The following is a 13926-nucleotide window of genomic DNA, read 5'->3' as shown; positions in this document are numbered from 1 at the left end:
TCACAAGGGACGTACGACACATCCGAGGGCCGCAGGGCACGGAGCAGATAGGCGAATCGATGGCTGATCGACGGTACCGGGAAGGGCCGGGCCCGAACGGCGAACACGACAGCGCGGGCGTGTTCCGGCGCGGGGGCGACCCAGACAGGCCGGACGAGTTCGAGCGGCTGTACCGGCCCCGCGAGTCCGAGCAGCGGTCGGTGGGCGAGACCCGCCGACTCCCCCCGGCCGACCAGGTCCCCCCGCTGCGCCCGAAGAAGCGCCGCACCCACAGCGCCGGGCGCGAGTACGACGGCCGCGGTCACCAGCGCCGTGCCCGCGAGCGCCGCATGAAGACGGCGCGCACCACCGCCGTGCTGGTCCTCGTGCTGCTGCTGGTGGTCCCCACGGCCTTCTACCTGTGGGCGGACTCCCGGCTCCAGCGCGTGGACGCCCTCCAGGACTACGAGGGGCGCCCGGACCGCCAGCCCGGCACCACGTACATGATCGTCGGTTCCGACAGCCGTGACGGCCTGGACGACGACCAGATCCGGGACCTGGCCACCGGTCGCGCCGAGGGCCGCCGCACCGACACGATCATGGTGCTGTACATGCCGCGCGACGGCGATCCGACCATCGTCAGCGTGCCGCGCGACTCCTACGTCCCCATGGCCATCCCCGGCTACGCCGACAACAAGATCAACACCGCGTTCGCCGACTCGGTGTGCGGCACCGGCGAGGACGGCGAGGAGGTCTGCGGCGGCCCGGCCCCGCTGGTCCAGAGCTTCGAGCAGGCCTCGGGCGTGCGGATCGACCACTACGTGGAGATCGGCATGGGCGGTTTCGTGGACCTGGTCGACGCGGTCGGCGGCGTGGAGCTGTGCCCGGAGGAGCCGATGGCCGACCCGAAGGCGGGTCTGGACATCGAGGCGGGCTGCCAGGAGATGGACGGCGGCACCGCGCTGGGCTACGTGCGCACCCGCGCCACCCCGCGTGCCGACCTGGACCGCATCCAGCGCCAGCGCGAGTTCTTCTCGGCGCTGATCCAGGAGGCCAGCGCCCCCTCGACCATGTTCAACCCGTTCAAGTCGGTGCCGCTGGTGCTGGCGGGCACGGACACGTTCATGGTCGACGAGGGCGACAAGCTGCGCCACCTGGCCAGCATGCTGCTGGCGATGCGCGGCGGCACCCAGACGACCGCGGTGCCGGTGGGCAGCACCCCCACGCTGGACGGTGTGGGGTCGGTGGTGCTGTGGGACGAGGGGAGGTCCGAGCTGATGTTCGAGGCCATGCGCAACGGTGAGGTCATCCCCGAGGAGGCCATCGAGGACTGACGGCCGGGCATCGCCCGGGCAAAGCGAAGGGCCCGTCACCGGAGTGACGGGCCCTTCTTCGTGACGTTCCGTACTGTGCGCGCCTACCCCCCAGCGGGCGCACGGCCGGCACGTCGGCTCGTGGTGGCCGAGGGGCGAAAACCCGCTCTGGCCTGCCGGTTCTCACCGGCGTGTCTCCACAATAGGTCAAAGTTCGCGAAAGGGGCGAATCGTGTTCACGTGTCCTACGTCGCACCAGGCGCCGGAGGACCCCTCTCCACTCCGTCATCCTCCCACCACCGGAGCCCGGATGTGGCCCGAACACGGGAAAGACACCCGGGAACTTCGGCTGCCCCGGGGCCCCGAACCCCCGCGAACACCGCGTTTCGTGCGTCTTGACCCCTCGCGGCGACCCCCGGAGACGACGAGGCCCGGGCGCCCCCTCACGGGGACGCCCGGGCGTGGCCAAGGTCTCACCGCGACCGTCGGCTCAGGACGGTGCGGCGGGTCCCGGCACTAGGCGAGACGCTTGCTCAGGTTCTCGTCCAGGGCGGCGAGGAACTGCTCGGTGGTCAGCCACTCCTGCTCGGAGCCGACCAGCAGGGCCAGGTCCTTCGTCATCTGGCCGCCCTCGACGGTCTTGATGACGACGTCCTCGAGGGTGTTCGCGAACTCGACCACCTTCGGGGTGTTGTCCAGCTTGCCCCGGTGCTCCAGACCGCGGGTCCACGCGAAGATGGACGCGATCGGGTTGGTCGAGGTGGGCTTGCCCTGCTGGTGCTGGCGGTAGTGACGGGTCACGGTGCCGTGGGCGGCCTCGGCCTCGACGGCGCTGCCGTCGGCGGTGCGCAGGACCGAGGTCATGAGGCCCAGCGAGCCGTAGCCCTGGGCGACGGTGTCGGACTGCACGTCACCGTCGTAGTTCTTGCACGCCCAGACGTAGCCGCCCTCCCACTTGAGCGCGGCGGCGACCATGTCGTCGATGAGGCGGTGCTCGTAGGTGATGCCCGCGGCGGCGAACTTCTCCTTGAACTCGTTCTCGAAGACCTCCTCGAACACGTCCTTGAACATGCCGTCGTAGGCCTTGAGGATGGTGTTCTTGGTGGACATGTAGACCGGGTAGTTCCGGTCCAGGCCGTAGTTGAGGCTGGCCCGCGCGAAGTCCTCGATGGACTTGCGGTAGTTGTACATGCCCATCGCGACGCCGCCCTCTTCGGGGAAGCTCGCGACGTCGAACTCGACCGGCTGGCTGCCGTCGGCCGGGGTGTAGGTCATGGTGACCGTGCCGGGGCCGGGGACCTTGAAGTCGGTCGCCTTGTACTGGTCGCCGTGGGCGTGGCGGCCGATGATGACGGGCTTGGTCCAGCCCGGGACCAGGCGCGGCACGTTCTCACAGATGATGGGCTCGCGGAAGACGACGCCGCCGAGGATGTTGCGGATGGTGCCGTTGGGCGACCGCCACATCTTCTTCAGGCCGAACTCCTCGACGCGGGCCTCGTCGGGGGTGATGGTGGCGCACTTGACGCCGACGCCGTACTTCTTGATGGCGTGGGCCGCGTCGATGGTGACCTGGTCGTCGGTGCGGTCGCGCTCCTCGATACCGAGGTCGTAGTACTTCAGGTCGATGTCGAGGTACGGGAGGATCAGGCGGTCCTTGATGAAGGACCAGATGATCCGGGTCATCTCGTCGCCGTCGAGCTCGACTACGGGGTTTTCGACCTTGATCTTGGCCATGGCTGTGTGGCTGTCCCTTCGGTGCTCGCTACCGCCTCGTGAGGCGGGGCCCGGTTCCGGTTCGTGGCCGGTTCCGGTCCGCGCCCGCGGCGATCACCTGATCCCGCCCGGTGTCCGTGCTCCCGGGAGGCGGTGCTTGTTCGGTGTCGCGGTATCTCGACATCAAGCTTATTCGACGCCTAGGCGGAGAGTTGCGGCGCCACCCAGGCCAAGACGATCAGAAGGACCGCGAGCGCCACCAGAGTGAGCAGATCCACCCATCTGCGACGCACCGCGAGCAGGCCGATCCAGTCCTTGGGGAGCACCAGCCTGAAGGTGGCCGCGAGGAGCAGGGCCGCCGCGATGATCGCCGGACCCCGCTTGAAGTAGGCGGCGGCGACCACCACGATCCCCGCCGCGAGCGCCGACAGCACCAGGGCGTAGGGCACCTGGGAGAGCCAGTAGGGCACCTTGGGGCGGCCACCGCCCTTCCCGCCCGAACCGTCGGCGGGGGTGTCCCCGTCCGACCGCGCCACCTCAGCCTGCTCAGCGTCGTCCACCGCGTCCCGACCCGTTCGCTTTCGAATTGCCTGGCCGCCGTGCGGCTCGTACCCGTGGCCCCCGTCTGGCACAGACCGGCCACACGCCACCGCGGGACTGTCCGAAACCGAGCGGCACTCCAGCGTGGCTCATGTTCCCGGCGGCTCCGCGCGCCCCGCGAGAACAGGGACGGCGTCATCATGGAGGGGCCGTGTCCATTGTAGTGAACGGCGCAGCCGAAGCCCCAGGGCTCACGGAAACGGACTCCTCCCCCTCGGGTGGCACCCGTGTCCGTTTCCCGCTTCCGGTTCGGCCACAGCGCCGTAATTCCCCGTCTTGTCCGCCTAACTCCGGAGTAAGCGCGTAGAACGTGTACCAGCCGGGTAACCCAGGTGTTGATGAGCGCACCGGTGAGCGAGGACCACCCCCATGAAGCCCACTCGACGTGGCGACCGAACGGCCACCCCCCGGCAACAGACCCTCCACCACCGTAGGCCGCACCCCCACCGGCCGCGCCCCAGCAGCTCGGGAGGAGCCACCGTGGACGGTCCGCACCTTCGCCTGGAGGAGACCGGTGACGTCCGGCCCCTCCACCACGAGGTCACCACGGTGGGCCGGGGTGAGGGCGCCGACATCAGACTGACCGACCCCAGCGTGTCCCAGCTGCACGCGGAACTCGTCCGACGCGGGCCCTACGTGTACGTCGTCGACCTCGGACTCTCCCGGAACGGCACCCGGGTCAACGGCCGCCCCATCGCCCGCCGGGTGCTGGAGGAGGGCGACGTGGTGAGCTTCGGCGGAGCCCGCTGCCGGGTCGGCGGGCTGCCCACCGAACAGCTCAGCCCCGACATCGAGCTGCGCCGGGGCGCCGCGCCCGAGCTGACCCGCCGCGAGCTGGACGTGCTCACCGCCCTGTGCCAGCCCGCGCTGTCGGAGGAGGCCTTCGTGGCCCCGGCCACGGCCCGTGACATCGCCGAGGCCCTGGTGGTCACCGAGGCTGCGGTGAAGCAGCATCTGTTGAGGCTGTACCAGAAGTTCCGCATCCCGGAGGGGCAGAACCGGCGCACCCGGCTGGCCAACGAGGTGGTCGCCCTGGGTCTGGTGCGCCCGATGCCCGTGGGGGGACGTACCCGCCGCGCCAGCTGATCGCGTCCGGCCTCGCGGGTGGAACGAATCCTACCCGCGAGGCCGGACGGGGATCTTTCACCGGCGGGAGGCCCGCACCGTTTCGGCCAGGGCGCTGAACTCGGTACGCACCCGCGCGATGTCGGTCGCGTTCGCGGGGTCGAGGCTCTCACGGCGGCGGACGCATGCGCGTCGGCCTGCGCTTGCCTTCTCGATCACCTGTTCATCGGGGGCGTCCTTGGCCTCTTCGTGAGCGATCAGGGCGCTGTAGGCGCCCATCGCGCCGTGGATCGCCTCCAGCGCGGCCTCGTAGCCAGCCAGCTCGCTGCCGGACCACGACTGTTCGTTCGGGGGGTGTGCACTCATGCCGTCCACCTTGCCTCGTGGGGTCGGGTACACGGGGGGTCACGCCGTGGTGCGTCGCTCGTTCGCGGGGTCAGGATACGCCGTGGGCCGTGGCGAAGCCCGGCGGGAGCACGCCCGTAGGACCGGCAAGGTCATCCCCGCATGCGCGGGGAGCAGGCCAAGCGGGAAGCCGCCGGACGCCTGTACCGGGGTCCATCCCCGCGTGCGCGGGGAGCAGCAGCGCCCACCGGTCCCGGGCCTCGGCCGCCCGGGTCCATCCCCGCGTGCGCGGGGAGCAGCCGGCCCGGCCTGGAGCCGGTCTGGTGCCACTGGGGTCCATCCCCTCGTGCGCGGGGTCCTTCGCCCACCGGTCATCGACCGTGCGTCTACGCCACAAACGTCCAGTCACAGTGTCAAACACGGCGCCGGCGCTCGCCTCGGGTCATCTCATGGCGGGCGGTGAGACGCACGACGTTGAGTATGGGCTGGAGGGCGTCGATGGCTGCTCGTCCGGTCAGCGGAGCGTGGCGGGCCAGAAGGGTGTGCTGGTCGCGGCGCCACCGGGCGGCCAGGTCGGTGTGCCCTAGGTCGGCGGCGATGAGCGCGGCCAGGTTCCAGGCGTTCAGCGCCTGACGGTGCCGCTCACCAGAGTCGGTGGTTGCGGTGGCCGCACGGACATGGGAATGGGCGGTTTCGATTCGGGTGCACAGATCGGGCAGGTGCAGGTGAGGACGGCACAGCAACGGGAACCGTTCCCATGCCTTGAGGAAATCCCTGTTCACCGCACAGCCTCTGAGCCCTCGACCGCAACGCCCAAGACGACCGTGCGCGCCGCGCGGGCCAGGGCAGCCTGCACACCCGGGCCCAGGGCGAGCCGGTTCCAATGGAAGATCACGTGGTAGGCCAGGACGGCGCGGATGCCCCGGACCAGAGCCCCCTCGGCCCGCGCCCGCCTGAGGCGGGCACCCGCGGTAGCGAATGAACCCGCCCATGAGGCGTGGGCGGACAGGGCACCGTCAGGGCCGAACATGGCCCCGTCAGGGTCGGTGTCGGCGCCGATCAGCGTCTTCGCGGAGGTGAGCATGGTGCCAACCTGGGCGGGGTTCACGTCCTGGGGCAAGGGCCGCAGGTCGCACACCAGGTCCCAGACGTCGCCGTGCTCGAACGGCTCCAGGCCCGCGGAGCGCATCAGCCCGGTGCACAGCATCAGCGAGAGCTGCTTGCGGCCCAGCGGCAGGTCGGCCTCGGCCGCTAGGTGGCGGATGTGGTGGCTGTCGGCGCAGAAGACCTCGTGGGCGATGTCCATCCCGGTGGGGCCGCCGAACGCCGCTGTCTCGGCCTCGTAGATGCCGGTCCGCCACCCGCGCACCACGCCGGTCTCAACGAGGTTGTCCAGGACGGTGGTCAGGCGGTGGCGGGCATCGGGCCGGGTGAGGTCCAGGCGCAGCCGCCACCCGGGGTGCTTGTGCAGGAACCACCACCGCGACACCAGCTCGTCGGCAAGGGCGGTGTCGATCAGCGCGGTGAGCCTGCGGGCGGCGGTGTGGTCGCGGTGGGGGTCGAACTCGACGTCGACTTGCCACCAGGAGTGGTGAGCGATTGCTTCGTCCACGGCCTGGTACCCGGCGTCAGTGAAGACCTCCAGCAGGCGGACCAGGAACGCAGGCTCCAGGTGGGCGTCGCCCGCAGCGTGCTCCAGGGGGGTGCCAGTCAGGACGCGGGCCAGCGCCGCGCCAGTCGGGCCGGAGCTGGAGGGCGGGCCGTTCAGGCGATGAGCAGGCATGTGTCCCATCCAGTAGCGGGGGCGGTGTCAGTGAGGGCGGTCATGAGTACCAGCGCGGTCCCGGCTGTGCCATCGAGGAACCCCGAATCGCCGGTACCGGGGGCGGCGCTGGCGGCCAGAGCAGCCCGCAGACGGGGCAGATGGGCGCCCAGGGCCGGGGTGATGGCGTCGGTGGCGGCCCGCCAGGTGGTCTGGAAAACGCCTGCCCACCCGTGGCACAGGCCCGCATCAGTGATACGGGCGAGCTGGACGGGGTCGGACAAACACCGGTCCAGGGCGTTCTCGAAGAACTCCTGCCGGGGCCGATCGTCCAAGGCCAGGGCGGCGAGTTGTCCGGCGCGCGCCAGGCCGGGAGTGCCGTAGCACCAGGAAGGCCGAGCCGGGCCGCCGTGATGAGGGCTCCCGGCGGCCACATCGTGCAGGGTGAGGGTTTCGGGCCACCACGGCCCGGCCGGGCCGTCCTGGGCCCAGGTGTCCAGGTGTCCCAACAGGACGTGGAGGGCCTCGTCGTGCCCCGGGACGGTGGCTCCGGCACGATGGGCGGTGGCGAGCAGAGCGAGGATGCCACCCATGCCGTGGGCCATACCGAGGTTGGCGTGACCTGCGGGAAAGTGCCGCGAGGTGCCGCGACGGGGGTCATGGGACACCCACCACCCCGGCACCGAGCACCCCTGAACGGTGCGGGGGCGGGTGAGGGAGACCAGGTGTTGAAGGATGCGGCCCAGCGCGTCGTCGCCGGGAGCCGTCCGTAGCAGGAGGGCGCCCAGGCCAGTGAGTCCGTAGAACACGTCATACTCGGCGAACGTCGCCGCCACCTCGGAGCGCAACCTGGCGGAAGCTGCATCCACCCGCCGGTGCGCCACCGCCACGGTGTGCTCCAACAGACGCTCCTGGGTGGCCCGGTACCGCCCAGCCACATCCAGGGCGAAAGTCACCGCGGGCGCCCCCAGGTACAGGGCACTGGCGTCGGTGGCCTCCACACCGTGCGCGGTGGCGGCTTGTACCCACCGGTGCGCCTGCACCCACGCCTGGTCCCGTACTGCGGGGGCGGTGGTGGTGCGGGCGTTTTCGATGTGGGCCAGAGCAGAACCGATCGTTCCCGAGGCCAACGAGGTTGCGGTCCACGGCTGCCCCGGTGGAACCGGAGTGGGGGTGTCCAGAGCAGCCAGGGCCGTATCGAGTGCGGCCCGCACCGGCCCAGCCTGAGAGGCGGTTTTGGCTTTCACGGGGACCTCCGGTGGGTGCGGGTCAGAGCGATCGCGCGCGCTGCACGCAGCACGCTGGCCTCTCTGTCGGGGTCCACGCCGCGGGCGCGCGCGTGGTGCAGGTGCAGCAGCGACCGCGTCACCTCTGCGGGGTCCCGGCCGGCCGTTTCCAGATTGCGGCGGTACAGGTCCAGGGCGCGGCCGCGCGTCTGCCATGCGCCCAGGACGGCCTCCCCAGTAGGGGTGGCCCACAGCTCGCTGGAGTTGCTGTCGGAGGGGGCGGACCACGCCAGCGCCGCAGTGCGTACTGGGGTCTCCACCCGGCCGGGGGTGTGCTCCAGGTTGTGGACCAGCCACCGGTCTCCCGCTTCGCGGCCGCCGAGGATGTGAGCGGTCAGGTCGGCCAGGGAGGCGGCGGTGAGCGCCACCGGGTCGGCTCCGGTTGCCAGGGTCAGGCGGCGTTGGGCCAGGGCAGCGGCGGAGTCGGCGGTGAACACCGCCTCGGCTACCCAAAACGCTTCTCCGTGGCCGTAGCGTGCGTGCTGGGGGTGGTAGGGCACCAGCTCCGCACCGGGTGCCAGCCCTACCTCGCATAGCCCGTGCGCCCAGGAATGTGCGGCCTCGACCACTGCGGCCATCTCCTGCGCTGCAGGGGCGCGCAGGGTGACCTCTAGGTGAGTGGGGGCGTCCACCCGGGCGATGTCGCGGCGTATCCGGTACCACCACCGGTCACATCCGGCCGCTTCGATGAGGGTGGGCAGGTGGTCGGTCAGGATCGGGTCAGCTCGGTCGGGGTGCACCGGCACACGGGCGTGCACCACCGGCCCACCGGGCAGAGGGGAGTCCACAACACCTTCGGCCACCGGCCGAGCCCTGGCCCAGGGCCGGGCAGGGGGAAGGGTGGTGTGTAGGGCTGCGACGAGTTCGTGGGGGCGGCCGATCCACCCCACCTGTTCCGGTGCGGGAGCCTCGCACACTCGCACCCGGCCCAGGTCATGGTTGTGGAGATGGCGCCGCAGCAGGTACCGGTGCGCGGCCTCGGTGAGGTCCAGGGGGAGCTGGCGGTCGTGCTCGACCACGGCGACGTGCTCGGGTACCCCCCACCGGTGCCGCCACCGGCCCAGCGCCTGGTCCCAGGTGTCCTGGTCGGCGTCGCGGCCGGGCACGTCGGCGGCGGTGAGCGTCCACCGTGCCGGGGAGAGCACCACGGGCCCGTACCGGATGCGGGGCACGTGCGCCAGACGGGCGGCCGCACCGAGGTCGAACGCCCCGTAGAACACGCACCGGGCGTAGGGGATCTCGGCGAGAAACCGGGCCAGCGGCGGGGTCTGGTTCTGAGGCTCCAGCGGATGGGCCACACGGGTGATGACCTGCTGCCCGGTGGATAGGCGCACCAGCCCCAGGCCAGTGGCATCGGCTACCACCGCCAGGTCCTCCAGCCCGATTACCCCCTCCCCTGGGGTGCGGTGCTCTCCCAGGGAAATGGTGAGCGCAGTGACCGGCGGGGTACGGGTGAGGTTGTCGTTGCGGCGCTGGCGGGCGTGGAAGGACACCTGCGCCGCCACCGCACCTTCCACACAGGTGGCGAAGGAGTCGACCAACGGTCGGCAGTCATCGGGGTCGAGCAGCCCCAGAAACCGGCCGAACATGCTCGAGGCGGGTCGCGGTGCCGCTGTCACCCACACCGAGAACTCTCCCTTCTCCACGGCGGCGAGGGTGGGGGCGTGCACCCGCGCGGCGATCTCCACCCGGTCCGGCGGCACGAGAGGGGCACCGTTCGCGCGGCCCAGCCGGTCGACGAGACCGTCAGTGAGCACCAGCTCCCCGCCGCTGGCCAGCGCTTTCTGGGCCTCTTCCAACAGGAGGGTGTCGCGGTCGGTCAGGACCGTCGGTGCTGCCAACCTGTCGGCGCCCAGGTATCCAGCCGGCCATCCGATCCCGCTGTCGGCCACTACCTCCATCACAGGCACGGCCGCCCCAGGCCCGTACCGGTCCCGGAACCGGTGGTGGTAATCCCGCCAGACGGGGGAACCGAACGGGTGTGCCGAGGTCCGCACCAGCAGGCTGGCGGCCTGCTCCAGCACGGCCACTACCGGCGGCGGGACGGACACCTGGCAGTCCAGAGTGGTGTCCGCGGTCAACGGCACCGGGGACACCTCACTCACGCCGAGCATCACACCGCGCAGCGGTGCCTTGCCCTTCCACTGAGTGTGGGTGGACGGCGAAACCAGGCGTGTGTGCAGGGACCGCACTCGCCTGAGCAGGCCCACCGCCTCGGGGACCTCGTCTGCTCCCACCTGCTCCAACACCTGGCACACGTGTCCCAGGGCGTCGGGGACGGTCGCCGGGGCCCACAGGCCGCTGACCAGGAACCCCTGCACGAGCAGTTCGTCGACCAGGGCGGCGACCCGCTCGTGCGGGGCGGAGGGGAACTGTTCAGCCAACCGGTCAGTGAGCACCTGGTGCGGCAGTGGAGCGCGTGCCAGTTCCAGGGCGGTGACCGCAGGGGGAGCGGCCCGGATCGTCACCTCCACCGGTGCGGCGCGACGGGTCCGCCCGCCCGCGGCAGGGCCAGGCACGACCAAGCACTCACCACGCCGAATGACCCGGGTGTGAGACATCACTGGCAACCGGCCCATCAGCTCCGGGCAGGCATGGAGGCGGTCGATGACCTCACTGATCCAGGCGTGATCTGCGCCGGTGTGCACCCGGTGCTCGTCACCCCATTTCACCCTCGGGGCGGCCGACACGGTAATCGGGGCAGCCCCGGCGAACAGGCCGAACGGTGTGGGACGTCGCCTCCGCGCCAGGTAGCCCAGCAGGGAGGTGATGGCCTTGTCGACGGCGCGCCTGGGCGGGCCATTGGCCCCCAGTAGGTCACCCACACGCCCGTGGAGGACCGGATTGGCGGCCTCAACCGCTTGGCGCACACTCTCATCGGACCAGATCTGCTGCAGCCAGAGGAGGCTTTCGCTTGGTGCCGGCGGGGGCGGTGTGGCGGCATCGCTGGTGGTACTGGCACGTAGGAGCAAACCGCCGTGGTGACGGTACAAGGGGGCAGGGGGCATTGATCTCACCGCGATTCCCGAGCAGGGAAGAGAAGGGGGAGCAGGGGAGGGGGCGCAAAGGGGCGGGCGCACACATGCGCCCGCCCCCGCAGGCCAGCCCAGAAAGGTCAGACCGGGTCGCCTACGTAGCTGTTGCACGCCGAGGCGGTGCCCGCGCATGTGTTGCCGCAGCCGTCACCGGTCGTACACGTCAGCTTGCCGACCGGATGCCGGGCGACGGTGATCCGCACATCCAGCGCGAAGTCGTCCTGGACCGGAACAGCCTGTTCGACGGGGGCGGTCTTCATCCTTACTCTCCTTCGTTGGTGTTCGAGGGGACTTGGCCGTCGTCAGCGGTCGCCGTCGGCCAAGAGAACGTGAGTATCCGGTGCCGCTTGGCGATGTGAGCCTGGCCGGGAAGGTCACTCACCGGCGTGGAAGCGGGGAGCAACTCGATACGCGGTCCGGGCCCGCCGCGGTGCTCGCGGTCCCAGGTACGTACCTGCTCGGCGACGGTGTCGGCGAAGGCTGCGGCATCGGGACCGAAGGCGTGCACCCCGTACTCAAAGTCGCCCTGTTCCGTGCGGCGGGTGAGCAGGTAGGCGAACTCGCGCCCACCCCCGGCCGTGTTCACTGCGGCCATGGAGAACCCGGGGTTGGAGGGTGCCAGAGGGCCAAAGTCCTGGTCCGGGTCCACGGTCAAGGTGCCGAACCCCGGCAGCGTGGAGGCCAGGTACAGGCGCAGGCCCACGATCAGCTCGCGCGGCGCCAGCGCCACTCCGGTCCACACCTCTACCCGGTCGGTGAGCAGCACCCCGTCCAGGGCGTGCGGGTCGGCCGGGGCCTCGTCGTCGAACCGTAGGACGGCCGAGGTGTCCCCGCGCAGCAGGATCTGGGTCTCGGTGTGCCCGTCGGAGCCCCGCATGGGTACGAACCCGCAGATCCGCTCGTCGCGGGAGACCAACCGGTCGCCCTCACGCACCAAGGCCAGCGACTGGGTGACGTTGCGCATCCGCAGCGGCACCACCAAACGGCCGCCCTCGGCGAGGTTGTCCACCCACCCCGGCGGCACGTCCCACGCCCCCACGGTCACGATGATCGCGTCATAGGGGCCGTGTTCGGGGGTACCGTCGGCTGCGTCGGCGCACACCACCCGCACCCGGTCGTCATACCCTGTGTGCTTCAGCAGCTGCTCAGCCCGGTCGGTGACATCGGAGTCGATGTCGACTGTGGTCACCGACCCGTGCTCACCGACCAGCTCGGAGATCAACGCCGCGTTGTAGCCGCCCGACCCGATCTCCAGCACTCGGTCCCCGGGGACAAGGGAGGCCTGCTCCAACATCATGGCCTGTACCTGCGGCGCCGACACCGAGCTGATGGCGACCCCGTGCTCGTCGTGCTTGGTGATCACCGCGTCGTACGGGGCGTGCGCGGCTTTCAGATCGGCCTCCGGCGCGAACCGGTGCCGCGGAACCGCCAGCATCGCCCGCTTCACCGCCCCGTCGGTCAGGTACCCGTCACCGGTGAGCAGGTCCACCATTTCCGTACGCAGACGACTCGCTTCGTCCTGGTCGGTGGTGGTCGTGTCGGTCATGAACTCCCCCATCGGTCTCGCGGACGCCCCACCCGGGGCCCCGGTATTTGCCCGGCACCCCTGTAGGGACTCGCCTGGCGCAGTATGGTCGAAAATCCCACGCATGACCATGCACGAGTGACCAGGAACCTCAACCTTCATGCGCAATGTTCGATTCACATGCTTTTAGCTGCCACAATGAGTCGATCATTGCGCTTCTCCCACGAGTCCCGATTCCGACCAAATTCCCATTCCTCCTTTTTTGTTCATCGGGTGATTATGAGCGTGATATGCGGCCATTGCGGGAAACCGTGCGCCAGCACCGACGGACGCTGTATGTGCGTTCCACCCGGGTTCTGGGACCGCCCCGCCGTCACCAAGGCCGTGCGCGTCCGAGACGCCCGTACCGTGCTGCACCTGCTCCACCACTCTGCCCCGCACCTGACCCATGAGGCGCTGGCTGCCATGTGCGGTGTGGACCAGAGCACCATCACCCGAGCCCTGAACGGCCGCGGTCTCACCAGGCCCGACGTCGCTGTACGAGCTTTGAACCGTCTGGGCGCTCTGCCTATCTCAACCGACTCCACGATTCAGACCCACACCCCTAGCCCTAGCTCGCAGTGGCGGGCCCGCCTAGATGAGTGATTCCAAGGGGTCAGTGATCGTAAGCGGTCAATGAGCGTAGGACCGGCTGGCCGGTGCGGTCGTTGTGCCAGACCACGGCGGTCAGCGCCAAAATGCGCTGGAGCACCCGGGCGACCACCCCGCCCGGAGTGCGACCGCCATGCCGTTCCAGATCCAACTGGCCCTTGAAGGTCTGGTTGATCGACTCGATGACCTGCCGCAACGGGCGAAAGAACTCCGCTCCGGCCCGTGGGGGCTCGCCCTTGCGGGACGGACGCAACAAGGACAAACCCACTTGGTCCAGGGAGTGTTCGAAGTCGCGTCCGTAGTAGTTCTTGTCCGCGAGCAGCATCTGCCCCGACCGCTGGTCCAGCAGCTCGGGATCGTCTTCGAACATTCCGATCAGGGTGGTGCGTTCGTCGGCTTTGGCTCCGGTCAGGGCGAAAGCGACAGGGAGCCCGCTCAGGGTGCACACCAGGTGCAACCGGAGTCCCCAGAAGAACCGGGAGTGGGAGGCGCAGTACCCGTAGGAGGCCCATCCGGCCAGGTCGGAGCGTTTAACGGTCTCGCGGGATCGGGCGCACTCCACGGGGGTGGAGTCCACCACCCACACGTCGTCGCTCCAGACGCTGGTGTCGGTGGCCAGGTGGCGGATGAGGTGGCGGATCAACCCGGCTGC

At 70.1% G+C, this 13926-nt stretch carries 13 protein-coding genes; 3 read left to right on the top strand and 10 right to left on the bottom strand.

Going from position 1 to position 13926, the window contains the following annotated elements; translation table 11 throughout:
* The first annotated feature begins 59 nt into the window (after positions 1-59).
* Complete coding sequence (locus tag ACFYL4_RS02970) at positions 60-1313, top strand: LCP family protein (protein WP_357769126.1); 1254 nt, start codon at positions 60-62, stop codon at positions 1311-1313.
* A gap of 495 nt (positions 1314-1808) precedes the next feature.
* Here ACFYL4_RS02970 and ACFYL4_RS02965 read toward each other — a convergent pair whose 3' ends face one another.
* Positions 1809-3026: an NADP-dependent isocitrate dehydrogenase gene (locus tag ACFYL4_RS02965; RefSeq protein ID WP_387516008.1), complete on the bottom strand. Its 1218-nt coding sequence runs from the start codon at positions 3024-3026 to the stop codon at positions 1809-1811.
* Positions 3027-3205: 179 nt separating this feature from the next.
* On the bottom strand, positions 3206-3565 hold the full coding sequence (locus ACFYL4_RS02960) for a DUF3017 domain-containing protein (protein WP_387516006.1): 360 nt from the start codon (positions 3563-3565) through the stop codon (positions 3206-3208).
* Between the two features lie 520 nt (positions 3566-4085).
* Between ACFYL4_RS02960 and ACFYL4_RS02955 the strand changes: the two genes are divergently transcribed.
* Complete coding sequence (locus ACFYL4_RS02955) at positions 4086-4691, top strand: FHA domain-containing protein (protein WP_357769132.1); 606 nt, start codon at positions 4086-4088, stop codon at positions 4689-4691.
* 57 nt (positions 4692-4748) lie between these two features.
* Here ACFYL4_RS02955 and ACFYL4_RS02950 read toward each other — a convergent pair whose 3' ends face one another.
* The 7 genes from ACFYL4_RS02950 to fxlM form a co-directional block, all read right to left on the bottom strand.
* Complete coding sequence (locus tag ACFYL4_RS02950; protein WP_387516004.1) at positions 4749-5036, bottom strand: hypothetical protein; 288 nt, start codon at positions 5034-5036, stop codon at positions 4749-4751.
* Positions 5037-5428: 392 nt separating this feature from the next.
* Entirely contained in the window at positions 5429-5797 is a 369-nt protein-coding gene (locus tag ACFYL4_RS02945) for a hypothetical protein (protein ID WP_387516002.1), read from the bottom strand.
* On the bottom strand, positions 5794-6798 hold the full coding sequence (locus tag ACFYL4_RS02940) for a thiopeptide-type bacteriocin biosynthesis protein (protein WP_387516000.1): 1005 nt from the start codon (positions 6796-6798) through the stop codon (positions 5794-5796). The genes ACFYL4_RS02945 and ACFYL4_RS02940 overlap by 4 nt, the downstream gene beginning before the upstream one ends.
* Positions 6780-7907 (bottom strand): lanthionine synthetase C family protein, encoded by a 1128-nt coding sequence (locus tag ACFYL4_RS02935; RefSeq protein WP_387515998.1) that lies wholly within the window; start codon positions 7905-7907, stop codon positions 6780-6782. The genes ACFYL4_RS02940 and ACFYL4_RS02935 overlap by 19 nt, the downstream gene beginning before the upstream one ends.
* 113 nt (positions 7908-8020) lie before the next feature.
* Positions 8021-11071 (bottom strand): lantibiotic dehydratase, encoded by a 3051-nt coding sequence (locus ACFYL4_RS02930; RefSeq protein ID WP_387515996.1) that lies wholly within the window; start codon positions 11069-11071, stop codon positions 8021-8023.
* Positions 11072-11178: 107 nt separating this feature from the next.
* Positions 11179-11358, bottom strand: a complete 180-nt coding sequence (locus tag ACFYL4_RS02925) for an FxLD family lanthipeptide (protein WP_184368911.1) — start codon at positions 11356-11358, stop codon at positions 11179-11181.
* A gap of 2 nt (positions 11359-11360) precedes the next feature.
* Entirely contained in the window at positions 11361-12644 is a 1284-nt protein-coding gene (gene fxlM, locus ACFYL4_RS02920) for a methyltransferase, FxLD system (RefSeq protein ID WP_387515994.1), read from the bottom strand.
* Positions 12645-12728: 84 nt separating this feature from the next.
* Between fxlM and ACFYL4_RS02915 the strand changes: the two genes are divergently transcribed.
* Complete coding sequence (locus ACFYL4_RS02915; RefSeq protein ID WP_387515991.1) at positions 12729-13268, top strand: helix-turn-helix domain-containing protein; 540 nt, start codon at positions 12729-12731, stop codon at positions 13266-13268.
* A 10-nt stretch (positions 13269-13278) separates the two neighbouring features.
* Here ACFYL4_RS02915 and ACFYL4_RS02910 read toward each other — a convergent pair.
* Positions 13279-13926 (bottom strand): IS982 family transposase (locus tag ACFYL4_RS02910; RefSeq protein WP_387515989.1); only part of this gene is annotated, 648 nt, incomplete at its 5' end.

The organism is Nocardiopsis sp. NPDC006938 (assembly GCF_042869555.1).
Taxonomy (GTDB): Bacteria; Actinomycetota; Actinomycetes; order Streptosporangiales; family Streptosporangiaceae; genus Nocardiopsis.
Note: the sequence above shows the minus strand (reverse complement) of the source record. Positions and strands in the feature narration are given on the sequence as shown.